The organism is Streptomyces sp. NPDC031121 (assembly GCF_055570615.1).
In genome coordinates, this window is the sequence record NZ_JBVIGV010000002.1 from 298824 (window position 1) to 320472 (window position 21649).

The 21649-nt window shown below is 75.2% G+C and carries 21 protein-coding genes; 12 read left to right on the top strand and 9 right to left on the bottom strand.

The features are described from left to right. Positions 1-51: 51 nt before the first annotated feature. Positions 52-954 carry a universal stress protein gene (locus ACZ462_RS04750; protein ID WP_467808477.1) on the bottom strand — a complete coding sequence of 301 codons (903 nt, stop codon included), beginning with the start codon at positions 952-954 and terminating at the stop codon, positions 52-54. Positions 955-1218: 264 nt separating this feature from the next. Between ACZ462_RS04750 and ACZ462_RS04755 the strand changes: the two genes are divergently transcribed. Together ACZ462_RS04755 and ACZ462_RS04760 are read left to right on the top strand one after the other, a co-directional pair. Continuing rightward, the gene (locus ACZ462_RS04755; RefSeq protein ID WP_467808476.1) at positions 1219-1821 is read left to right on the top strand and encodes a CBS domain-containing protein; all 603 of its coding nucleotides are present in this window, start codon (positions 1219-1221) and stop codon (positions 1819-1821) included. A gap of 70 nt (positions 1822-1891) precedes the next feature. Then, a complete protein-coding gene (locus ACZ462_RS04760) occupies positions 1892-2770 on the top strand; it encodes a universal stress protein (RefSeq protein WP_467808474.1) in 879 nt (292 codons plus the stop codon). A gap of 4 nt (positions 2771-2774) precedes the next feature. Here ACZ462_RS04760 and ACZ462_RS04765 read toward each other — a convergent pair whose 3' ends face one another. From ACZ462_RS04765 to ACZ462_RS04780, 4 genes are all read right to left on the bottom strand, one after another. Then, complete coding sequence (locus ACZ462_RS04765; protein WP_467808473.1) at positions 2775-5441, bottom strand: cation-translocating P-type ATPase; 2667 nt, start codon at positions 5439-5441, stop codon at positions 2775-2777. Further along, on the bottom strand, positions 5434-6030 hold the full coding sequence (locus tag ACZ462_RS04770) for an Rv1733c family protein (RefSeq protein WP_467808472.1): 597 nt from the start codon (positions 6028-6030) through the stop codon (positions 5434-5436). The genes ACZ462_RS04765 and ACZ462_RS04770 overlap by 8 nt, the downstream gene beginning before the upstream one ends. A gap of 41 nt (positions 6031-6071) precedes the next feature. Then, entirely contained in the window at positions 6072-6572 is a 501-nt protein-coding gene (locus tag ACZ462_RS04775; protein ID WP_467808471.1) for a flavodoxin domain-containing protein, read from the bottom strand. A gap of 191 nt (positions 6573-6763) precedes the next feature. Then, a complete protein-coding gene (locus ACZ462_RS04780; RefSeq protein WP_467808470.1) occupies positions 6764-7183 on the bottom strand; it encodes a CBS domain-containing protein in 420 nt (139 codons plus the stop codon). A 186-nt stretch (positions 7184-7369) separates the two neighbouring features. Between ACZ462_RS04780 and ACZ462_RS04785 the strand changes: the two genes are divergently transcribed. The 6 genes from ACZ462_RS04785 (at position 7370) to ACZ462_RS04810 (ending at position 12698) form a co-directional block, all read left to right on the top strand. Further along, positions 7370-7945 (top strand): hydrogenase maturation protease, encoded by a 576-nt coding sequence (locus ACZ462_RS04785; RefSeq protein ID WP_467808468.1) that lies wholly within the window; start codon positions 7370-7372, stop codon positions 7943-7945. Between the two features lie 94 nt (positions 7946-8039). Next, the gene (locus ACZ462_RS04790; protein ID WP_467808466.1) at positions 8040-9209 is read left to right on the top strand and encodes a 4Fe-4S dicluster domain-containing protein; all 1170 of its coding nucleotides are present in this window, start codon (positions 8040-8042) and stop codon (positions 9207-9209) included. Beyond that, positions 9206-9682: a cyclic nucleotide-binding domain-containing protein gene (locus ACZ462_RS04795; protein ID WP_467808465.1), complete on the top strand. Its 477-nt coding sequence runs from the start codon at positions 9206-9208 to the stop codon at positions 9680-9682. The genes ACZ462_RS04790 and ACZ462_RS04795 overlap by 4 nt, the downstream gene beginning before the upstream one ends. Beyond that, a complete protein-coding gene (locus tag ACZ462_RS04800; RefSeq protein ID WP_467808464.1) occupies positions 9679-10488 on the top strand; it encodes an FAD/NAD(P)-binding protein in 810 nt (269 codons plus the stop codon). The genes ACZ462_RS04795 and ACZ462_RS04800 overlap by 4 nt, the downstream gene beginning before the upstream one ends. Positions 10489-10491: 3 nt before the next feature. Next, the gene (locus ACZ462_RS04805; protein WP_467808462.1) at positions 10492-11307 is read left to right on the top strand and encodes an NADH-quinone oxidoreductase subunit B family protein; all 816 of its coding nucleotides are present in this window, start codon (positions 10492-10494) and stop codon (positions 11305-11307) included. Beyond that, positions 11304-12698 (top strand): Ni/Fe hydrogenase subunit alpha, encoded by a 1395-nt coding sequence (locus tag ACZ462_RS04810; protein WP_467808461.1) that lies wholly within the window; start codon positions 11304-11306, stop codon positions 12696-12698. Before ACZ462_RS04805 ends, ACZ462_RS04810 begins: the two co-directional genes overlap by 4 nt. Positions 12699-12705: 7 nt before the next feature. Here the strand turns inward: ACZ462_RS04810 and ACZ462_RS04815 are convergent, their stop codons facing one another. Both ACZ462_RS04815 and ACZ462_RS04820 read right to left on the bottom strand, forming a co-directional pair. Continuing rightward, complete coding sequence (locus tag ACZ462_RS04815; protein ID WP_467808460.1) at positions 12706-13155, bottom strand: universal stress protein; 450 nt, start codon at positions 13153-13155, stop codon at positions 12706-12708. 89 nt (positions 13156-13244) lie between these two features. Further along, positions 13245-15671, bottom strand: a complete 2427-nt coding sequence (locus ACZ462_RS04820; RefSeq protein ID WP_467808459.1) for a glycoside hydrolase family 65 protein — start codon at positions 15669-15671, stop codon at positions 13245-13247. A 408-nt stretch (positions 15672-16079) separates the two neighbouring features. Between ACZ462_RS04820 and ACZ462_RS04825 the strand changes: the two genes are divergently transcribed. Beyond that, the gene (locus ACZ462_RS04825) at positions 16080-16484 is read left to right on the top strand and encodes a BlaI/MecI/CopY family transcriptional regulator (protein ID WP_467808458.1); all 405 of its coding nucleotides are present in this window, start codon (positions 16080-16082) and stop codon (positions 16482-16484) included. A gap of 4 nt (positions 16485-16488) precedes the next feature. Further along, positions 16489-17421, top strand: coding sequence for a M56 family metallopeptidase (locus ACZ462_RS04830; RefSeq protein ID WP_467808457.1), 933 nt, complete (start codon positions 16489-16491; stop codon positions 17419-17421). Positions 17422-17504: 83 nt separating this feature from the next. Here ACZ462_RS04830 and ACZ462_RS04835 read toward each other — a convergent pair whose 3' ends face one another. Beyond that, on the bottom strand, positions 17505-18461 hold the full coding sequence (locus ACZ462_RS04835; RefSeq protein ID WP_467808455.1) for a sporulation protein: 957 nt from the start codon (positions 18459-18461) through the stop codon (positions 17505-17507). 91 nt (positions 18462-18552) lie between these two features. Then, a complete protein-coding gene (locus tag ACZ462_RS04840) occupies positions 18553-18771 on the bottom strand; it encodes a hypothetical protein (RefSeq protein ID WP_467808454.1) in 219 nt (72 codons plus the stop codon). Between the two features lie 329 nt (positions 18772-19100). Between ACZ462_RS04840 and ACZ462_RS04845 the strand changes: the two genes are divergently transcribed. After that, complete coding sequence (locus ACZ462_RS04845; protein ID WP_467808453.1) at positions 19101-20021, top strand: ABC transporter ATP-binding protein; 921 nt, start codon at positions 19101-19103, stop codon at positions 20019-20021. Next, complete coding sequence (locus tag ACZ462_RS04850; protein WP_467808452.1) at positions 20018-21646, top strand: hypothetical protein; 1629 nt, start codon at positions 20018-20020, stop codon at positions 21644-21646. The genes ACZ462_RS04845 and ACZ462_RS04850 overlap by 4 nt, the downstream gene beginning before the upstream one ends. The last annotated feature ends 3 nt before the right edge of the window (positions 21647-21649 follow it).

The following is a 21649-nucleotide window of genomic DNA, read 5'->3' on the forward strand; positions in this document are numbered from 1 at the left end:
CGAGGGGGCCGATGCGCCCGAGGAGGTCGTGAGCCCCTTCCCGGGGGCCGCTCACGGCCGGCTCCCGCCGGTGCCCGCGCGCGGGATGAGGAGCACGGGGCAGTGGGCGTGGTGGACCACGCCGTGCGTCGCCCTGCCCAGGGTGCGGCCGATTCCGAGCCGGGCGGGGGCCCTGCGGCCGCCCATGACGAGGAGGTCGGCGTGGCGGGACGCCTCGACGAGGACTCCGGCCACGGAGACGCTCTTCGTCGTGTCGCTTTCGACGGCCAGGTCGGGGAAGTCCTCGCGGACCGTCGCCGCGACGGCCTCCAGCGCCGAGATGTGCCGGCCCGCGATCGCGTCGGCGTCGAGGAGGGGCGCCCCGTCCCCGAAGGACCGGAGGACGTTCCACACGTGCAGCAGGCGCAGGGACGCCTTGCGCAGTTCGGCCTCCCGGGCGGCGTACCGGGCGCACGCGAGGTCGTGCTCGTCGCGGACGGCGGCGAGGACGGTGCCGCGCTCCTCCGCGGCGTCCACTCCGCGGACCACGATGACCGGGGTGCGGGCACCGGCCGCCGTGTCGAGGCCGACGGATCCGAGCAGGAGCGAGTCGAAGCCGCCCAGGCCGCGGCTGCCCACGACAACCGTGCCGTGCGGGCCGCCGGCGCGGTGCAGGCTGGTGACGGCGTCCGCGCGGCTGAGCTGGGTGGTCACGGGCAGGCCGGGGTATTCGGCGGCCACGGCCTTCGCCGTGTCCTCCAGGAGCTCCCGGCCGGCTGCCCGGATCCTTTCGACGGTGTTCGCCGCCATGTACAGGGCCCTGCCGTCGGTGTCGGCCCCGTGGACGATGTGCAGGGGGCGGCCGCGGCGTACGGCCTCGCCCGCGGCCCACAGGGCGGCCCGCCGCGCGGGCTCGGAGCCGTCCACACCGACGATGACCGAGCTGGTGTCCGGGGTGCGCGGGGTGCTGTGCACGCTTGCTCCCAACCGAGAAGGCGAGGGTGACACTCTCCACGCTGACACCTGCCGTGCGACGGCGCGAGGGCCGCCCGGGACCCCGCGTCGGGCCGAAGGGCCCATTCCGCGGCGCCGGCCCCGGTCCGCCCCGGCCGAATGGCCCCTCCGGCCCCCGGTCGGGCCCGTTCGGCCCTCGTTCCGCCCCGCGCCGCGAGCGGAGGGTGGGAGAGGCAGACAGAGGACTTCCTGAGCGTGGCGGCACGGCACGGGAAGGAGCAGGCCATGGAGCAGCTGCGCACGGTCGGCGACGTCATGACCCGCGGCGCGGTCTCCGTCGCCCACGACACCGCCTTCGGGGACATCGTGGAGACGCTGCGGAGGTGCAAGGTCAGGGCCCTGCCCGTGCTGGCCCGGGACGGACGGGTGGTCGGCGTCGTCTCCGCGGCCGACCTGCTGCTCACCTCGCGGGACACCGACCCGGAGTGCGCGGCGACCGCGGAGCGGTTGATGACCCGCCCGGCCGTGACGGTCACGGAGGATACCGCCCTCCCCGCCGCGGCCCGCCTGATGGCTCGCCGCCATCTCAAGCGCCTGCCCGTGGTCGACGGCGACGGCGGCCTGATCGGCGTCGTCAGCCGCGGGGACCTGCTGAAGGTCCACCTGCGCCCGGACGCGGACATCGGCGCCGAGATCCGTGAACTGGTCACGCACAGGCTCGTCCCGCACGGCACTGCCGGGATCCGGGTGGATGTCGCCGAGGGCGTGGCATACCTGTACGGATCCCTGCCGGATCCCGCGCTGGAAGACGCGGTGGTCCGCGCCGCCGGCACCGTGCCGGGGGTCGTGGACGTCGAGGCCGACTTCACGGCCCCGGTGTCCGCGTGACAGGGAAGCACGACCCGGGCCCTCGGCGGAGCCCGGAAGCAGCCGAGTACCCCACCGGAGGAGGAACACCATGTCGAGCCGTATCACGGTAGGCCTGGACGGATCGGGCGCAGACCGCGCCGCCGCCGACTGGGCGGCCGCGGAGGCCGAACTGCGCGGCGCCGACCTGGACCTGCTCCACGTCGAGGACTGGCCGGAGCACGCGCCCTTCGCCACGCCGCTTCCCGAGTCCCGCAGGCGCTGGACCGGGGACCTCCTGGCTGGAACCCGCGAACGGCTGGCGCGTGAGCACCCCGCCCTGGCCATCGGCACCCGCAGGATCGACGGCGTCGCCGTGTCGGACGCCCTGGCGTCGGCCGCCGCGGACGCCGACCTGCTCGTGCTCGGCTCGCGCCGGCTCGGCCCGGTCTCCGGGTTCTTCGTCGGTTCCACCGGAGCCGGCACCATTCCCCTCACCGAGACGCCCGTCGTCCTCGTACGCGCGGACGCGCGGCCCGACGCCGGTGCCGGGCAGGCGGGTGGCGGCGGGCCGGTGGTCCTCGGCGTGGACCTCCGCAGCAACTGCGACCGGCTGTTCGCCTTCGCCTGCGAGGAAGCCCACCGGCGGTCCTGCCCTCTCGTCGTCGTCCACGGCTGGTCACCGCCGCCCATGTTCGCCTACGCTCCCGCCCTGGACCCGGGCGTCGAGGACGAGATCGCCGACGACCTGGAGGCCAGGCTCGGGGAGATGCTGCGTCCCTGGCGGTCGAAGTACCCCGGGCTGGCCATCCGGGCGGGCGCCGTCATCGGACAGCCGGCCGTGCAGATCCTGGAGGCGGCATCCGGCGCGGCGCTCGTCGTCGTGGGCCGGCGTATCCGCCGTCGGGCACTCGGCACGCACATCGGCCCCCTCACCTACGCGGTGATGCACCACGCCACCTCCCCCGTCGCCGTCGTGGCCCACGACTGACGGCTCACCGCCGGGGCGTCCCGGCCCGGCGCCGGGACCAGCGGCGGATCTCGTCGGTTCCCCAGACCAGTACCGGAAAGGCCGCGATGAGGAGGACGGCGTCCGGCGGGAGGGCCGCGGTGCCGAAGAGGTCCTGGAGCGGCGGCGCGTAGACGAGGGCGGCGGTGAAGGCGAGTTCGAACGCGATGCCCGCCAGCAGCAGGGGGTTGGTGAACAGGCCGATGTCGCGCAGGGCCGCGTGGTCGGTGCGGGCGGCGATCGCGGTGCCGACCTGGCAGGTGACGATGCCGGCGAAGGTGGCGGTGGTGGCGGTGAGATAGGCGTCGTGGAGCGGGGTGCCGGGGCCGGTCGGGTCGCCGGGCTGCCATCCGGCGCGCCACAGGACGTAGAAGAACGCGGCCATCACCAGTACGGCGGAGACGGTGCCGAGCCAGCCCCAGCTGCGGACCAGCATGTCCTTGTCGATCACGCCTCGGGTGCTGGGGCGGGGCGGCCGGGTCATGACTCCGGGCTCGGCGCGTTCGCGGCCGAGGGCGAGGGCGGGGAGGGTCTCGGTGCCGAGGTCTATGGCGAGGATCTGGAGCACGGTCAGGGGCAGGGGCACGGCACCGCCGGAGAGCGCGAAGACGAGGAAGGGGACGACCTCGGGGGTGAGGTGGGCGAAGATGTAGACGATGAACTTCCGGACGTTGTCGTAGACCCTGCGGCCGGATTCGACCGCGGTGACGATGGTGGCGAAGTTGTCGTCCGTCAGGACCATGGTCGCCGCCTCGCGGGCCACGTCGGTGCCCGACCGCCCCATGGCCACGCCGATGTGGGCGCGGTGCAGGGCGGGCGCGTCGTTGACGCCGTCGCCCGTCATGGCGACGATCCGCCCGTGGCTGCGCAGGGCGTCGGCCACCTTCAGCTTGGTCTCCGGCGAGGACCGCGCGAAGACGATCTCGGTGTCCCGCTCCCGGAGCAGGTGGTCGAGGTGGTGGTCGTCGACCGCCTCGGACTGGGCGATCACGCGCAGCTTCGGCACCCCGATGCCGACGGCGCGGGCGATCGCAGCGGCGGTGGCACCGCTGTCGCCGGTCACGATGTGGACGGTCATGCCCGCCTCGTGGCAGCGCCGGACAGCGGCCGCGACCTCCGGGCGCGGCGGATCGTAGAGGCCGACCAGCCCGATCAGGTGCAGGTCCCGCTCGGCCTGCCGGCGCCGCGCCGGGGGCCGGGTGCCGGCCGGCAGGTCCCGCACCGCGACGGCCAGCACCCGCATGCCCTCCGAGGCCAGCGCCTCGGCGGCGTCCCGTGCCTCCGGGACCGGTTCGCCTTCGCCCAGCAGGGGCAGGACCGCTTCCGGGGCGCCTTTGGCGATGACGCGCAGGCGGTCGTCGCCCGTCGCATGGACCACCGACATCAGGCGCAGGCGGGGGTCGAAGCGGAAGCAGGCCCGGCGGCGGGCGTCCCGGTCGGCGGGGTCGACGGGTACGGCGTGCTCCGCGGCTCCCTCGGCCAGCGCGACCTCGGTCGGATCGCCGTGCAGTCGGCCGTCGGCCTCCCGGACCACGGTGGTGCACAGGGCCGCCGCCCGGAGGAGTTCGGCGCTCCGCGGCCCGGCTTCCCCGCGCTGCTCGGGCGTCCAGAAGCCGTGGAGGCGCATCTCGTTCCGGGTGAGGGTGCCGGTCTTGTCGGTGCAGATGACGTCGGTGGAGCCGAGGGTCTCGACCGCGCTCAGCCGCTTGACCACCGCTCCCTGCCGGGCCAGGACCCGGACGCCCACCGCGAGGGCGAGGGTGATGGTGGGCAGGAGCCCTTCGGGCACGTTGGCGACGAGCAGGCCGATCGCGAACATCAGCGAGTCGGTCAGCGGCAGGCCGACCGCCACGCCTGCCACGAGGAACACGGCTCCCATCGCGACGGCGGCTGCCGCGATCAGCCAGGCGACCTTCTTGACCTGCTTCTCCAGCGGGCTGGGCTCGCGGCGGGTGCGCTGGCTGAGGGCGGCGATCCGGCCGAGTTCCGTGTGGTCGCCGGTGGCGAAGACGATCGCCCGCGCCTCTCCTCCGGTGGCGCTGGTGCCGCTGAAGACCAGGTTCGGCTCCTGGAGCACCGGTACGGCCTGGAGTCCGGGACCGGCCAGGCGTTCGACGGGAGTGGACTCGCCCGTGAGCATGGACAGGTCGGCTTCGATGCCGCCCTCCGTCAGGCGGGCGTCCGCGGGGATGCGGTCGCCTTCCCGGAGGACGACGAGGTCTCCGGGGACCAGGTCACGGGCGGGAACGTGCAGGGGCCGGCCGTCGCGGACCACCTGGGCCTGCGCGGGAAGGTAGCGGGCCAGCGTCTCGACGGCCTTCTCGGCCTGCCGTTCCTGGGCGAGGGCGAAGCCGGCGTTGACGAGGACCACCGCGATGACGGCCCAGCCGAGCACGGCGACGCCGGCGGTGAAGGCGAGTGCGGCCGCCGCCCACAGGAGCAGCGCGAGGGGGTGCACCAGCTGCCGCAGGAGTTCCCGCAGGATGCCCGGTGGCGCGGTGCGGCGGACCTCGTTGGGCCCGTAAACCGCCAGGCGGCGCTCCGCCTCCCGGCTCGACAGGCCGAGCGGCCCGGTGTGCAGTTCCCGGCGGAGGAGGGGGAGGGGCTCGAGGGGGTCGGGGGCTGGGTGCGGGTCGACGGCCCGGTCAGCCATCGTCCGCTCCCCGACCGGGGCGCAGACGGCCGCTCCAGAGGGGCTCCACGGCTTCCCACTCGGATTCCCATGCCCGGGCGCTGCGTGCGTCCGTGATCCGCAGGCCCAGGCGGAGGAAGGCCCCTGACGCGAGCAGGATGCCGGTGGCCGCAACGGCGCCCAGGCCGGCGGACCTGCCCAGGAGTTCGGCCGTACCGGGCGGCGCCGCGGCGGCCGCGCCCCGGTCGTCGACCCACACGCGGACGGTGTCCCCCTCGCGGGTGCCGGCCGGGACGGGGACGGTGCCGGTGCGGGCGCGGTCCGGGGGGTAGTGCCACGTGGCCGGGGCGACGGTGGTGGCCTGCGCGCTCGGCCGGTCCCCGGCCCGGTAGCCGGTCGCGCCGACGGTGGTGGCCGTCACGGCGTGCCGGTGGCTCGCGATCTCCTCGGCCGCGCGGCTGCTGTCCGCCCAGGCGGCCCGTCCGACGGCGACACCGCAGACCACGGCGACCAGGCAGGCGGCGGCGAAGGCGACGCGCAGGCAGGTGCGGGTGCGGTCGGCTGCCCGGCGCAGCGGGTTCGCCGCCGGTCTCGTCGTCCGGTTGTCCATGGTCGCCTCCGCACTGCGCTCGTACCCGGCCGGCCGCGCGTTCAGGCGGCGGCGAGTTCGGCGCTGATGTGGTGGGCCCACGTCCGGATGCGGTCGGGGTCGCGGAAGTCACCGCCCTTCCCCTGGCGGAGCATGGCCCGGGTGAGGAGTCCGGGAGTGCGTGCGGTGAGGCTGCCGCCGAACGTCTTGTGCTCTCGCGCGCCGATGAGCTGCATCTGCCGCGCGACGGCGGGGACCGGGGGGATGTCGCGCTCCTCGGCGGAGTGGTCGAGGGGACCGCTGCTGAAGAGCCAGACCGGGCGGTGCCGGAGCGAGTCGGCGTGGCGTTCGGCGCAGCGCTTGGCCTTGCCGCTCCAATGGCCGGCGTAGAGGGCACCGCCCAGGACGACGGCGTCGAAGTTGCGGACGTCCTCGACATCGTCGGCGGGGACCACGACGGCATCGAGGCCGTCCTCGCGCAGCGTCTCGCCGATCTGTTCGGCGATCCCTGCCGTCGCGCCGTGCTTGGTGCCGTAGGCGATCAGGACTCGCTTGCTGGCCATGGCCGGGCCTCCTTCTTCTCCTCCGGGCGGGCTGATGCCACTGTCACGCGGCCGGCGGCCCCTGCCCATGGGTCGGACGGTTCCCGGCGGGGACCATTCGGCCCTCCCTGCCCCCGGTGCCCGGGCAGGCGGCAGCCGCCGGCGTCAGGCATGCCGGACGGCGGCCCCCGCGGGGGCGGAGTGCTTCCGGATCACCTGGAGGCGCAGATCGCCTCGACGAAGTGGCCCACCTGTTCGTCGGAGAGGTGCCGAGCGAGATCCGCTTCGCTGATCATCCCGACGAGCCGGTGGTCGGCGATGACCGGGACGCGCCGGATGCGGTGGCCCTGCATCGTGGCCAGGACCTGGTCCGCTCCCGCGTCGGCGTCCACCGTCACGGGCTTGCCCTGCGCAAGCTGACCGGCCGTCATGTGGCTCGGGTCCTTGCCCTTGGCCAGGCACTTGATCACGATGTCACGGTCGGTGATGATCCCGTGCAGGCGGTCGTCGGGACCGCAGATGGGGAGCGCTCCCACATCCAGCTCGGCCATCCGCCGCGCCGCGTCCATGAGCGTCTCCGTCTCCTGTACGCAGGCGGCACCGGAGTGCATGATCTCCCGCGCTGTCTTCATGACTGCCTCCTCACCGCGCCCCCTGTCCAGTCTGGCCTCAGGCGCACCGCCCCGCGCGCCGGGCACGGTGGCCCGGGGTGCGGACCGCCGCGGCCGGCCGGATCATCGGCACGCGGGCGCGCCCTTCCCGGGCGGCGCGGGACGGTGTCGCCGCCGGGCCGTCCGCGGAGAGGGGGTCGGTCACCGATGGACGCGTTCGCCCCTGCGGCGGTCATCGGCATCGGCAACGGGTTCCGCAGGGACGACGGTGTCGGACCGGTGGTGGTCGGCCTGCTGAGGGACCGGGCCGCGCGGCGGCGGCTGCCCGCGGGCACCGTCCTCGCACAGTGCGACGGGGACCCCGGCCGGCTGATCGGGCTGTGGGACGGGACCGCCCTGGCCATCGTCGTCGACGCCTGCTTCCCCCCTTCGGCGCAGCCGGGGCGGACGCACCGGTGGGACGGCGCCGCGGACGGGGCGCTGCTCACGGCCGCCGCCGGACGGCACAGCACGCACGGGCTCGGACTCCCCGACGCGCTGCGTCTCGGCGCCGTGCTCGGGCGCGGTCCCGGCCGTCTGATCGTGTACGCGGTCGAAGGGGCGGACCGTTCGCTGGGGACCGGCCTCACCCCGTCGGTGGCTCGCGCGGTCCCGCGGCTGGTCCGCCGGATCGAGGCGGACATCGAGGAGCACCGCGCCTCCTCGGATGCCGGCCGCACCCGGACGGCCCCGTTCAGCGGGACTCGCCGGGCCGGATGCGCCGCCCGCGAAGGCCCCGCCTGACACCCTGTCCGTGCGCACCTGTGCACCGTCCGGCTTCCCGCCGGCGGACCGCTGGTGCCCCAGGAGCGGCGGGGCACGGAGGAGAGGGCGGACGATGAGCGACCCCGAGGAAGCCGGCCGGACGGACGGCGGCCCGGCCGAGGCGGTGCTCGACCGCGCCGGCCTGGACGCTCTCGTGCAGGTCCTCAGGCGCCGCGGCCGTACGGTGGTCGGCCCGACCGTGCGGGACGCGGCGATCGTCCTCGACGAGCTGGAGTCCGCGGCCGAGCTGCCCTTCGGGTGGGGGGTGGAGCTGGAGGCGGGACGGTACCGGGTCCGCCGGCGTGAGGACGGGGCCGCGTTCGCCCACAGCGCGGGCCCCCAGTCGTGGAAGTCGTTCCTGCACCCCGAGCGGGTCCGCCAGTGGTCCGCGGAGCGCGGGCCCGGCGGCGGGCTGACCGTGCAGGAGGAGACGCCGGAGCGGGTGTCGTACGCGTTCCTCGGTGTGCGCCCCTGCGATCTGCGCGCCATCCGCATCCTGGACCGGGTGATGTCCGGCGGCCGGTACCGCGATCCGGCCTACCTGTCCCGCCGTACGGGCGCCTTCCTGATCGCGGTCGAGTGCACCGAGCCCGGAGCCACCTGCTTCTGCGTCTCGATGGGCACGGGACCGGCCGCGGACGCCGGATACGACCTCGCGCTCACCGAGGTCGTGGACGGCGGCGGCCACCGCTTCCTGTGCCGGAGCGGCACCGCGGAGGGCGCCGCGGTCCTCGCGGAGATCCCCCGCCGCGCCGCCGACGGCGCCACGCGCACCGCCGCGGCCGAGGGCGTGCGCCGGGCCACCGAGCACATGGGCCGTTCCATGCCGCCGGTGGACCTGCGCACACTGATGCGGGACACACTGGAGGCGGACCGCTGGGACGACGTCACGGCCCGCTGCCTGAGCTGCGGCAACTGCACCATGGTCTGCCCCACGTGCTTCTGCACCACCACCGAGGACGTCACCGACCTGACCGGCGACCACGCCGAGCGGTGGCGCCGCTGGGACTCCTGCTACGACCTCGACTTCTCGCTGCTGCACGGCGGCCCGGTCCGGGCGACCCCCCGCAGCCGCTACCGGCAGTGGCTCACCCACAAGCTGGGCACCTGGCACGACCAGTTCGGCAGTTCCGGCTGCGTCGGCTGCGGCCGCTGCATCGTCTGGTGCCCGACGGGCATCGACCTCACCGAGGAGGCCCACGCCCTGCACCGGGAGGCCGCAGGGCGGGAGGGCACGCCATGACCGCGGATCCGGGCCCCGCCGACTGCGAGGGGCTGCTCGCCGCCCTGCCGGCGGAGGAGCGCGCACGGCTGATGGACCTGGCCCGCGACACCGTCCTGCCGGCCGGCACACGGGTCTTCGAGGAGGGCGGGGAAGCGGACCGCTTCTGGGTCCTCCGCTCGGGCTCGGTCGCACTCGACGTCCAGGTGCCCGGCCGGGGACGTGCGGTCGTGGAGACCGTGGGCCCGGGCGGCCTCCTCGGCTGGTCGTGGCTGTGCCCGCCCCGGCAGTGGCACCTCGGCGCCGAGACCCGGGAGCCCACCCGCGCCTGGATGTTCGACGCAGCGGCGGTACGCGACCTCTGCGCCGTACGGCCCGCGCTGGGACTGGCCCTGGTCACCCTGGTCGCCGAAACCATCGGAGAACGGCTGAGGGCCACGCGCACCCGGCTGCTCGACCTGTACGGGACACCGGAGAGCGGGCGTACCCCATGACCCGGGTGCCGCTCCCGTACCGCGTGGCGGAGCGCCGGGAGGAGACGCGCGACACGGCCACCCTCGTCCTGGAGCCGGTCGGCGAACCCCTGGCTCCCTTCGCGCCCGGCCGGTTCGCGATGGTGTACGCGTTCGGTGTCGGGGAGATCCCCGTCTCCGTGTCCCGGATCCTGCCCGGCGGCCGGCGGCTGGCGCACACCGTACGGGCCGTCGGCGCCGTCTCCCGGGCGCTGCACGGCCTGGGGCCCGGCGCGCAGGTCGCGCTCCGCGGACCGTTCGGCACCGCGTGGGACACGGGCGCCGCGCGCGGCGGCGATGTCCTCGTCATCGCCGGCGGCATCGGCCTCGCACCGCTGCGCCCCCTCGTCCACGCCGTGCTGGCCGAGCCGGGCGCGTACGGCCGGCTCAACGTCCTCGCCGGCGCGAGGACCCCCGGCGATCTGCTGTACGCGGACGAGATCCCCGGCTGGCGGCGGCCGTTCGCGGCCGTCACCGTCGACCGTCCCTCCGACGGCTGGACCGGCAGGGTGGGGGTGGTCACCGCGCTGCTCGGCGAGGCCCGGTTCACCGCGGCGGACACGACCGCCTTCGTCTGCGGCCCCGAGGTCATGATCCGCGCGGCCGCGCGCGCCCTGGTCCACCGCGGCGTGCCCCCGGCGCGCATCCAGGTCTCCCTCGAACGCAACATGCGCTGCGCCACAGGCCACTGCGGCCACTGCCAGCTCGGGCCCCTGCTGCTGTGCCGCGACGGCCCGGTCGTCGGCTACGACCGCGCCGCTCCCCTGCTGGCCATCCGGGAACTGTGAGGAATGACGACCCCCGACGCACACCCCCAGCCCGCCCGGCCCCGGCTGGGCGTGTTCAAGTTCGCCTCCTGCGACGGCTGCCAGCTGACGCTTCTCGACTGCGAGGACGAACTGCTCGGCATCTCCGCCGAGCTGGACATCGCCCACTTCGCGGAGGCGTCCGGTGACACCGCACCGGGTCCGTACGACCTCGTGCTCGTGGAGGGCTCCGTCAGCACCCCCGAGCACCTGGACCGGATCCGGCGCATCCGCGCCGAGGCCCGCCACCTCGTCACCATCGGCGCCTGCGCCACGGCGGGCGGGGTCCAGGCCCTGCGCAACCACGCCGACGTCGACGGGTACCTCGCGACCGTCTACGCCCGGCCCGACTACATCGCGACCCTCGCCGCCTCCACCCCCGTCTCCGCCCACGTGCCCGTCGACTTCGAACTCCGCGGCTGCCCCATCGACCGCGGCCAGCTCCTGGAGGTGATCAGCGCGTTCCTCGCCGGACGCAGACCCGGGATCCCGAACCACAGCGTGTGCTTCGCCTGCAAGCGCCGCGGCAACGTCTGCGTCACCGTCGCCCACGGCACACCCTGCCTCGGCCCCGTCACGCACGCCGGCTGCGGAGCACTGTGCCCGACGTACGGGCGCGGCTGCTACGGCTGCTTCGGGCCGGCCGGAACGACCAACCTCCCGGCGCTCGTCCCGCTCCTGCACCGCGACGGGATGAGCGAGGAGGACGTCGGCAGGTTCCTGCACACCTTCAACACGGCCGCGTTCACGGCCGTCGAGGAGCAGGGGCCCGGTGTGACGGGCGGGGAGGGAGCCCGGTGAAGGAGCCCGCGCCGCGGTCCCGGGTCCTGCGCATCCCCGCCCTCACCCGCGTCGAGGGCGAGACCGCGCTCCACCTGCGGATCCACGACGGCACCGTCCTCGACACCCGCCTCGCGATCTACGAGCCGCCGCGGTTCTTCGAGGCGTTCCTCCGCGGCAGATCCCACACGGAACCCCCCGACCTGACCTCCCGCATCTGCGGGATCTGCCCCGTCGCCTACCAGCTGAGCGCCTGCCGTGCCGTCGAGGACGCGTGCGGCGTCGCCGTCGGCGGACAGCTGGCCGCCCTCCGCCGCCTGCTGTACTGCGGGGAGTGGATCGAGAGCCAGACCCTGCACATCCACCTCCTGCACGCCCCGGACTTCCTCGGCCACGACGACGTGTTCGGCCTGTCCCGCGACCACCGCGGGCACGTCGAGCGCGGGCTGCGCCTGAAGCAGACGGGCAACGCGGTGGTCGAGCTGCTCGGAGGACGCGCGATCCACCCCGTCAACGTCCGCCTCGGCGGCTTCCACCGCACCCCCGCACGCAGCGAACTGCGGCCGCTCGCCGAGCGGTTGCGCGGCGCCCTCGACGACGCCTGGGACACGGTGCGCTGGGTCGCCGGCTTCGACTTCCCCGACGCCGCATGCGACGCCGACTTCTTCGCCCTCGCCGAGACCGGCACCTACGCCATCGAGTCCGGCGTCCCCACCGTCCTGCCGTACGACGAGCCCTCCGCACCGCGCACGTTCCCCCTGCGGGACTTCTGCAACCACGTCACCGAGACGCAGGTCCCGCACTCCACGGCCCTGCACTCCCGGCTGGACGGCCGCAGGCACCTCACCGGCTCACTCGCCCGCTGGGCCGTCAGCGGCCACCTCCTCTCCCCCACTGCCCTGGAGGCGGCCCGGGAAGCCGGGCTGGGCGACCCCCCGGCGCCGCCCGGCGTGAGAGGCGGCGGACGCGGCACCGCCTGCCGGAACCCCTACCGCAGCATCCTCGTCCGTGCGGTGGAAGTCCTGTACGCGGTGGAGGAGGCGCTGCGCATCATCGCCGCGTACGAGCCGCCGCCCCGCCCGTACGTGGAGGTCCCCGCCCGGGCCGGCACCGGGCACGGGGCGACGGAAGCACCCCGGGGCCTGCTGTACCACCGCTACACGCTCGACGGCGCCGGCCGTGTCACCGACGCACGCCTCGTACCGCCGACGGCGCAGAACCAGGGCGCCATCGAGGAGGACCTGCGCCGGATCGTCCAGGCCGGCATCGACCGCGGGGTGGAGTCCGAGGACGACCTCGCCCGGCTGTGCGAGCGCGCCGTCCGCAACCACGACCCCTGCATCTCGTGCTCGGCCCACTTCCTGGACGTGGACATCGAGCGGGTGGGGGAGAGCGGCGGGCCCGCCGTGTGAAGGGCGGCTACCGGTCAGCCGCCGTCGGCCGGACGATGGTCACGGGGCACGGCGAGTGGAGCGCCGCCTGCTGGCTGACCGAGCCGAGGAGCGCCCGGCGGAAGCCGCCGCGGCCCCGGCTGCCCACGACCAGCATGTCGGCCCCCTGGGCCGCGTCCACCAGGACCTCGACCGGGTGGCCGTGGACCAGGCGCTCGTGGACCAGGGTCACGCCCTCCTCGCCGAGGACGGAGCGGACCTCCTCGACCAGGCGCCTCTGGGCCTCCTCCTTGTCGAGCGTCGCGTCCACGGCCGGCGCCGACCACGACGCCTCGCCGGGGACCTCCCAGGCCATGACCGCCTCCACCCGTGCGTCGGCGAGGCGGGCGTACCGAACCGCCCAGTCCAGTGCCGCCCGGGACGAGGGCGATCCGTCGACGCCCACCACGATCCGGCGGGCCTCCCGCTGCGTGTCCATGCTCTCCGTCCCTTCGCCAGACCTGTCTCCAGCGTGTGTGAGGCGGGTGGCCGCCGCCAGGCGGGGGCGGCCGGCAGTGGACGGCCGGCTCAGGCGGCGCCGCCCGCCCGGCCGCCCCGCCCCGTCGGCAGGCGGAACCACCGCTCCTGGCCCGCGGCGACCTGCGCCCGCCGGCCGCCGGGCAGGACCAGGGGCAGCGGGCCGAGGAGCGACGGCGGGACGCGGACGCCGAGCCGGCCCGGGCGGTACCTGATGCGGACGTCCCGGTGTCCGAGGTACGAGACCGCGAAGTCGCAGCCCGGGATCTCGGACAGCGGCACCGGGTCGACGTGCAGGCCGTCGGGGCCGGGTTCGAGCCCTGCGATCCCGCGTTCCACGAGGTCGAGGGTGCCGGCCATGGCGCCGAGGTGTATCCCCTCGCCGGTGGTGCCGCCCTGGACGTCGGTGATGTCGCCCAGCAGGGCCTCCTGGCAGTAGCGCCAGGCGTGCGGGCCCTGCTGCCGGGCGAGCACCCAGCCGTGGACGAGGCTGCTGAGCGTGGAGCCGTGGCAGGTCCGGCGCAGGTAGTAGGCGACCGTCCTGTCCCAGAGCGCGTCGTCGAACGCGTAGCCGAGGCGGGTGAACAGCCGGGCGAGTTCGGCGGGCCGGAAGAGGTAGCCGAGCATGAGGGTGTCCGCCTGCTTGGACGCCTGGTAGCGGTTGGGGGTGTCGCCTTCGGCCTCCAGGATGCGGTCCAGCCGGCGGATGTCGTGGTAGCGGGCGCGGTACGCGTCCCAGTCGAGTTCGGCGAGGTCGCCGTAGCCGTGGAACTGGCTGATCACGTCCCGGTGGAAGGGAACGTACAGCCGGCGGGAGATGTCCTCCCAGCCGCGGAGGGCGTCCGCCGTGAGGCCGAGTTCCGCGAGGAGCTCGGCGCGCCGGGCCGCCGGGAGTCCGGCGTACAGGTCCAGGGCGCGGGCGAGCACCCAGGCCGCGGTGACGTTGGTGTACGCGTTGTCGTCGATGCCGGGCGCGGCGGCGTCCGGGTACGCGTCGTGGTACTCGTCCGGGCCGACGACGCCGCGGAGGCGGTAGCGGCGAAGGCCGTCGTCCCAGGTGGCGGCGCCGGCCCAGAAGTGGGCGATGTGCAGCAGGAGGTCGGCCCCCGGCCCGTGCGCGAAGCCGGTGTCGCCGGTGGCGAGGCCGTACTGCCAGGCGTTCCAGGCGATGGCCGATCCGACGTGCCGCTGGAGGCGGGAGTGGTCGGGAAGCCACCGGCCGGAGCGGGGGTTCAGGTGCAGGCGCTGTGTCTCCTCGGCGCCGGAACTTCCGCTCTGCCAGGGGAACATGGCTCCTCGGGCACCGGCCCTGCGGGCCGCCTCCCGGGCCGCGGGCAGCCGCCGGTGCCGGTACATCAGCAGGGCGCGGGCGGTCTCGGGGAAGTGCAGGGCGAGGTGGGGCAGGACGAACAGCTCGTCCCAGAAGACGTGGCCCCGGTACGCCTCCCCGTGCAGGCCCCGGGCCGGAACGCCCGCGTCGAGTTCCGCGGTGTGCGGCGAGAGGGTCTGGAGGACGTGGAAGGCGTGGAGGCGGAGGATCCTGCCGGTCTCCCCCGCCGCCCTCGACTCCCCCTCGCTCCAGATCCGCGCCCAGCACGCCTGGTGGCCGGCCAGCAGCGTCGGGAAGCCGGGGGCGCGGGCGGCGTACTCGATGCTGCGCCGCAGGGGGTCGGTGAGGGGGCGGTCGAGCGAGCTGGTCAGGGCGGCGGTCTTGACGACGACGACCGGCCGTCCCCGCCGGATCGGCAGGACGGACGTCTGCGTCGCGGTGTCGGCCGTGCAGGCGCTGTCGACGGTCGCCAGGGGCCGTGCGGAGGTCCGGACGGCGAGCCCGATCCGCACGCCGGTGGCGGATGTGGTGAAGGCCAGCCAGGCGGTGCCTTCCGCCCGCACTCCGGCACGGTGCCCCACGAGGTGGCGGCCCGCGAGCGCGCGGTAGCGTTCTACGCCCGCGTTGGCGACGGCGCCGTCGAGCACGGCTGCGACCTCGATCCGGCCGGTCCAGCCGTACGCGCGGAAGACGGTGCGCTGCGCGGCCAGGTGCGGATCGCCCATGTGGACGAGGCGGGTGTGGGTGACGCCGAGGCGGCGGCCCGCGGTGTCGTGGAAGAGCATCCGCCGGGTGAGGGTTCCGGCGCGGAGGTCCAGGGTGACGCGGCAGTGGCGCAGGGTGGGGTGGTCCGGGGTGAGCCAGTCGCCGGGCGGCGCGCCGTCGGGGAGCAGGCGGTAGCGCAGGGCGGTCCAGTCGGGCAGCCGGACCATGTCCTCGTTGGCGACCGTGCGCCCGGCGACGGCGGAGGTGAGGCGGTTGTAGCAGCCGGCCAGGTAGGTGGCCGGGTAGTGGACGGCGTCCGCCGTGCTCTCCGGGGCGGATCCGCGGGTGGCGAAGCGGCCGTTGCCGAGGGTGCAGAGGGACTCGACCAGCCGCTCGGTCTTGGGGTCGTAGCCCTGGTACTCCCACCGCCAGGCCGGGCTCACGGCCGGCGGCCTTCGAGGGCGGCGGGCCCGCTGCCGGGGCGGGGCAGGGCGGGGCGGGCCGCGGGCGCGGCAACGGCGGAGGCGGGTGCCTTCATGGAGCGGCCCTCCTTCTGCTCCGCGGAGGTGTCGACGCCAGGGTGCCCCTCCGCCCCGGCGCGGCGCTTGGGCCGACCGGGCCCCCGCCGTGGACCGGTCGGGCCCGTCTTCCAGGGTGTCGCGGACGCGCGCCGCCGCAACCGGGCCGCGCCGCCCGGACCGCACGGGGCCGAGGGCGTCGCCGACGTCCCCTGCCGCCCGCAGGCAGCCGCCGGGGAAACGGCAGGGGACGGCGTGACCAGCGCGGGTCGTCAGTACGATGAACCGCCCGGCACCCGCGGGGCCGGTGAGACGGGGAGGCAGGCCAGCGCCATGACGGACGGACAGAGAGACGGATCCGGGCAGTACTCCCGTCGGCGCGGTCAGGGAGAACTCGAGAACGCGGTCCTGACCGCCCTGGGCGAGGCCCCCGGACCGGTCACCGTCGCCTGGGTGCAGGAGCACCTCGGCGGCGAGCTGGCGTACACGACGGTGATCACGATCCTGACCCGGCTGCTCGCGAAGGGCGCCGTGACCCGGGAGCGCGTGGGCCGGTCGTTCCAGTGGACGCCCGTCGCCGACGGAGCGGGCCTGGCGGCCCTGAGGATGCGGAAGGTCCTGGACAGCGAGGAGGACCGGCACGCGGTACTCGCCAGCTTCATCACGGCCCTGCCTCCGGGAGACGAGCGCATGCTGCGCGATCTGCTGGCCCAGGCGGGCGAGGAAGAGGAAGACTGACGCCATGGGGGTCTTCGTCTTTCTGCCGCTCGTCCTGCCGCTCACCGCCTGGCCGATCGCACGCCTTGCGGAGCAGCATCTCGACCCGCGCACCGCCACCCGTCTGCTCACGGCCATCGCCGCAGTGCTGGCATGCTGCAGCACCCTGTGCCTGGCCCTCGTCATGGTCGTGGGTACCGCGCAGCTCCCCGGGAACCCCCTGCCGGACGGCTGGTCCGACCCGGAGGTCCGGGCCGCCCTGCCGTACGACGAGGTCGCCGGGCGCCTGGCCATTCCGGCGCTCATCGCCGTGCTGGTGTCGTGTTCGACCGCCGCGTGGCGGCACCGGCTGGTCCGCCGGCGGGCCGAGGGAGCACTGCGCACGGCCCGGCCCGGGCCGGTGGCGGTGCTCCCGGACGACGCCCCGTACGCCTACGCCCTGCCGGGCCGGCGCGGCCGGGTCGTCGTCAGCACGGGCATGCTCGCGGCCCTCTCCCCGCGGGAGCGGCGGGCCCTGTTCGCGCACGAGCGGGCCCATCTGCACGGCCGCCACCACCGCTTCCTGCTGGCGGTCCGGCTGGCGGCACAGGCCAACCCCTTCCTGCGGCCGCTCCGTACGGCCGTGACCTACACGTCCGAGCGCTGGGCCGACGAGGAGGCCGCCGCGCACATCGGCTGCCGGCGGACCGTGGCACGGGCGATCGGCAAGGCGGCGCTGGTCTCCCGCGGGGCCCCGGCGGGGGCCGCGGCCCACTTCGCGGTGGCCGGGCCGGTGCCGCGGCGGGTCGCCGCGCTGCTCGGGCCGGCACCGGGCGGCCGCGCCTGGCCGCCGGCCTTCACCACGGTCGGGCTGGCGGTCTGGGCGGCAGCGGGCGGGGCGACGGCGTCGGCGCTGTCCTCCGCGAACGCGGCCGTCACCCTCTACTTCATCCTCCACGCCGCCACCTTCTCCGCCTGACCGGTTCCCTGCCCGGTCAGGTCGTCTCTTTCGGATCCTGCCGAGGCAAGATCCGGAAGAGACGGCCAGGCCCTGGCGGGCGGTCAGGCCTCGTCGTCGCCCTCGAAGAAGTCCCCGATCTCGTCCACGGCCTCGGCGGCGGCCATGCCGCCGACGACGCCGACCGCGAGCCCGGCCGCGCCCGCGGCGGCGACCGTCCCCATGCCGGGACCGGAGCGGTGGCCGGCGCCGTGCCCGTACGCGTCGTGGCCGTGTGAGCCGCGCGCACCGTGCGCCTCGGCCAAGGCGCGGATCCAGCCGTCGACCTCGGCGTCCCAGTCGGCGCCGGCCACCTGGTCGTGGGACACCGAGTGGCGGGCCAGGGCGTCGTGGCCGCCGGAGAAGAGGCCGCCGCGCTTGTCGGCCTCCAGGACCACCTCCATGCCGGCCGGCGACGCCAGGAAGGTGACCTCGATCTCGTTGACCTGGTGGGCGTACTGGGGAGCGGGGCTGAGCTCGATCTCCTGGTAGAAGGGCAGCTGCTGGCCCGTGCCTGCGATGCGCCCGTACTCCAGGTCCGCGGACCGGAAGCCGAAGCCGAGCCGGCCGAGGGCATCCAGGACGGCCTCCTGGGCGGGGAGCGGGCGGACGGACAGGGCGTCCAGGTCCCCCTTGTCCTTGGCTCCGGCCACGCCGAGTTCGGTGCGGACACCGAGGACGATGCCCAGCGGCTGCCCGTGGAGCTCGGTGACGGGGGTCTCCCAGGGCAGCGTGACCGCGAACGGCATGGTGCGCTGCTCACCCTCGCGGAGGCGGAAGCCGCCGCCGACGGTGAAGCGCTCGAAGACGACGGCGCCGTCGTGCTCGCCGTGCCCGGTCTCGGCCTCGACCCGGGCGACGAGTTCCAGGGTGATGTGCTGGATGTCGAAGTCGGCGCGGCCGCCCTTGAGTCGGACCTCGCCGGACAGACTGCCGCCCGGCACGGCGCCGACGGGGTCGAGGACCGTGTCGACGGTGGGACCGCCGACCCCCATCGTGCCGAGCAGTCGCTTGAACACCATCGTGGCGTTCACTCCTTCGTTCCTGGTTCGTGAAAGGGTGCCGCCCCGGCGGCCTGCCGCCGGGGCGGGGGTGCGCCCGCGGGCGCCGGTGCTACTTCGCGGCGTCCAGGGCGGCGAGCGCCTGGGCCCAGCGGGCGAACTTGAGATCGGCGAGGTCGGCGACGGTCTTGACGCCGAACGCCTCCCGCAGCAGCTCGCCCTGCCGCTCGCTGACGCCCTTGAGGGCGTCCACGGGCGCTGCCAGCACCTCCGTCACGCTCTTGTCGGCCCACGCCTTGTCGAGCACCTTGCCGAGATCGATCGAAGCCATTGCGGTCCCTCCCTGGGTTGCGAACGAGCAGACACGTGTGTGCCGCCAACGGGCTTTCCGCGCACGCCGATTGGCGGTCCGCGGGGAGCGGGCCGCTCGGCGTGCGAAGATCACCGAGGGCAGAATCTACACGCATGTAGAAGCATAGGAGTAGCGGGGCCGCCACGAAGCGCGGTCGCCGAAACAACACAAAGGACCACGCATCGCCGCCGCCAGGGGCGCGGCGGGACGGTGCCGCGATTCCGTGCACGCCGCTTGTCCGGCAGGACCGGGCGCGAGTATGTTCAACAGCGGTGTGCCGGGAAGCCTGGTCGGCGGTCAGGGGCCGCGTGCCCGACGTACCGACACAGGAGGCCGGCATGGTCTCGCACGCCTTCCACACCCAGTCGCTCACCAAGCGGTACGGCCGCGTCCTGGCCCTGGACGGGCTGGACTTGAGCGTCCCGGCCGGCGAGGTGTTCGGTTTCCTCGGGCCCAACGGCGCCGGGAAGTCCACCACCATCCGGCTGCTGCTGGGACTCGCCCGCCCCACCTCCGGCCGCGCATGGATCTTCGGAACCGACGCCGCCGACGTGGCCGCCACCCACCGGCGACTCGCCTACGTACCGGCCGATGTGGCGCTGTGGCCGCAGATGACCGGCGCCGAGACCCTGGAGCTGCTGGCGCGGACCGGCCCCGGCACCGACCGGTCCTACCGGGACGAGCTGGTCGAGCGGTTCGACCTCGACGTGTCCAAGCCCGGCCGGGCGTACTCGACGGGCAACCGGCAGAAGGTGGCGCTGGTGGCCGCGTTCGCCACCCGGGCACCCCTGCTCGTGCTGGACGAGCCGACCAGCGGCCTGGACCCGCTGATGGAGCGCGAGTTCCGCCGCGCGGTGCGCGAGGCCCGGGACAACGGGCAGACGGTGTTCCTCAGCTCCCACATGCTCGCGGAGGTCGAGGCCGTCTGCGACAGCGTGGCGATCCTGCGTGCCGGGCGGCTCGTCGACGTCGCCACCGTGGCGGAGCTGCGACGCCTGCACCGCACGGAGGTGACGGTGTGCTTCGACGGAACGCCCCCGGACCTGAGCCGCGTCCCCGGTACGGAGGCGGTCGAGGTGACCGGATCGGCCTCGGTGAGGTTCACCCTGACCGGCCCGCCCGGGGACGCACTGCGCGCGCTGGCGGCGGCGGACGTCGTCAGCCTCGCGGTGCGCGAACCGTCGCTGGAGGAGATCTTCCTCGGCTACTACGGCGGGGAGGAGCGGTGACGGCCCCGGCCTCTCCGGCCGCGCACGCCGACCGCGGCGCTTCCGCGGGGCGGGCGGTGACGGCACTGGCCCTGCGCCTGACGTGGCGGGGGGCACTCGTCGTGATCGGCCTGATGGCCGGGATGTCGGCGGTGGCCGTGGCCGCCTACGCGAGCACGGTCAAGGACCCGGCCGACGCCGCCGCCCTGGAGGCGCTGGCGGGGAACCCGGCGATCAGCACCCTGTTCGGCGAACCGGTCGCGCTGCACGAAGCCGGAGGGTTCGCCGTGTGGCGCACGGGGACGGCGCTGGCGGTGGTGCTCTCGGTGTGGACGCTGCTCGCCGCGACACGGATCACCCGGGGGGAGGAGGACGCCGGCCGCTGGGATGTGCTGCTGGCCGGGCGGGTGCCCGTCACCTCCGTGGTGGCGCGCCACGTCGCGGTCCTGGTGGCGGCTTCGCTCGCCGCGGGCACGGCCGCGTTCGCCGGTCTGGCCGCGGCGGGTGCCGCCGTGGGCGGCGCCGCGGTGCACGGTGCCGCGCTGGCGCTCTGCGGGGTGTTCTTCGCCGCGGCGGGCACCATGGCCGCCCAGGTGTTCGCGCCCCGGGCGGCCGCCAGCGGCGCGGCGGTGGCGCTGCTCGGCGTCAGCCTGCTGCTGCGCATGGTCGGGGACGGTGTCGCCGCCCTGGGGTGGATGCGCTGGGTGTCGCCGTTCGGTCTGATGGCCCTGGTCCGCCCGTATGGCGGGGACCGGCTCCTGCCGCTGGCGGTCCTGCTGGCCGCCTGCCTCGCGCTCGTTGCCGGAGCGGTTGCCGCCGCCCGGGGCCGTGACGTCCGCGGCGGATACCTGCGCACCTCCCCGCGCCGGACGCCGCGCACGCGTCTGCTCGGCTCGGTCCGCGCGTTCGCGGTACGGCGCCTGGTGCGGCCGTGGGCTGCCTGGTCCGCCGGGGTCGGCGCGTACTACCTGCTCATCGGGGTGCTGGCCGTTTCGATGACGGACTTCCTCCGCGAGAACCCGAGGTTCGCCGAACTCGCCGCGCAGGCGGGCTTCGCCGGGCTCGGCACCGTCCAGGGGTACACCGCGGCGCTGTTCGCCCTGCTGGCCGTTCCGGCCGGCGCGTTCGTCGCGGTCCGGCTCGCCGCACTCGCCGCGGACGAGACCGGCCGGCGCCTGACCCTGCTGTACGCCCAGCCCCTCACCCGGACGACCGTGCTCACCGCCGAGGCGGCTGCCGTCCTGGGCGGCGTCATCGGGCTCACCACCGTCGCCGGCGCCGCCACCTGGATGGGGACGGAGGCCGTCGGCGCCGGCCTCGGCCTCTTCGACGCGCTGTCCGGGGCCTGGAACGTGCTGCCCGTGGCGTTCCTCTGCCTCGGCTGCGCCGTACTCGCCCTCGGCTGGGCGCCGCGCGTGGTCGCCGCGTTCGGAGCGCTCCCGGCCGCGGGCGGTTTCCTGCTGAACGCCGTCGCCGAAACGTCCGGACTGCCGGCGTGGATCGGCCGGCTGTCGCCGTTCGCGCACCTGGCCGCCGTACCAGGCGCCCCCGTCAACTGGCCCGCGGCGCTGCTGATGACCGCCATGGCGGCACTGGCCGCGGTTGCCGGCGCGCTCGGCTACCGGCGGCGGGACCTCCGCGGCTGATCC

Excerpts from the sequence above, each read along its gene's own strand:
- ACZ462_RS04795 (WP_467808465.1), top strand. The coding sequence starts at position 9,206 with ATGACCGCGGATCCGGGCCCCGCCGACTGCGAGGGGCTGCTCGCCGCC.
- ACZ462_RS04840 (WP_467808454.1), bottom strand. The coding sequence starts at position 18,771 with ATGGCTTCGATCGATCTCGGCAAGGTGCTCGACAAGGCGTGGGCCGAC.
- ACZ462_RS04790 (WP_467808466.1), top strand. The coding sequence starts at position 8,040 with ATGAGCGACCCCGAGGAAGCCGGCCGGACGGACGGCGGCCCGGCCGAG.
- ACZ462_RS04835 (WP_467808455.1), bottom strand. The coding sequence starts at position 18,461 with ATGGTGTTCAAGCGACTGCTCGGCACGATGGGGGTCGGCGGTCCCACC.
- ACZ462_RS04770 (WP_467808472.1), bottom strand. The coding sequence starts at position 6,030 with ATGGACAACCGGACGACGAGACCGGCGGCGAACCCGCTGCGCCGGGCA.
- ACZ462_RS04755 (WP_467808476.1), top strand. The coding sequence starts at position 1,219 with ATGGAGCAGCTGCGCACGGTCGGCGACGTCATGACCCGCGGCGCGGTC.
- ACZ462_RS04765 (WP_467808473.1), bottom strand. The coding sequence starts at position 5,441 with ATGGCTGACCGGGCCGTCGACCCGCACCCAGCCCCCGACCCCCTCGAG.
- ACZ462_RS04780 (WP_467808470.1), bottom strand. The coding sequence starts at position 7,183 with ATGAAGACAGCGCGGGAGATCATGCACTCCGGTGCCGCCTGCGTACAG.
- ACZ462_RS04815 (WP_467808460.1), bottom strand. The coding sequence starts at position 13,155 with ATGGACACGCAGCGGGAGGCCCGCCGGATCGTGGTGGGCGTCGACGGA.
- ACZ462_RS04800 (WP_467808464.1), top strand. The coding sequence starts at position 9,679 with ATGACCCGGGTGCCGCTCCCGTACCGCGTGGCGGAGCGCCGGGAGGAG.
- ACZ462_RS04775 (WP_467808471.1), bottom strand. The coding sequence starts at position 6,572 with ATGGCCAGCAAGCGAGTCCTGATCGCCTACGGCACCAAGCACGGCGCG.
- ACZ462_RS04785 (WP_467808468.1), top strand. The coding sequence starts at position 7,370 with ATGGACGCGTTCGCCCCTGCGGCGGTCATCGGCATCGGCAACGGGTTC.
- ACZ462_RS04825 (WP_467808458.1), top strand. The coding sequence starts at position 16,080 with ATGACGGACGGACAGAGAGACGGATCCGGGCAGTACTCCCGTCGGCGC.
- ACZ462_RS04805 (WP_467808462.1), top strand. The coding sequence starts at position 10,492 with ATGACGACCCCCGACGCACACCCCCAGCCCGCCCGGCCCCGGCTGGGC.
- ACZ462_RS04830 (WP_467808457.1), top strand. The coding sequence starts at position 16,489 with ATGGGGGTCTTCGTCTTTCTGCCGCTCGTCCTGCCGCTCACCGCCTGG.
- ACZ462_RS04760 (WP_467808474.1), top strand. The coding sequence starts at position 1,892 with ATGTCGAGCCGTATCACGGTAGGCCTGGACGGATCGGGCGCAGACCGC.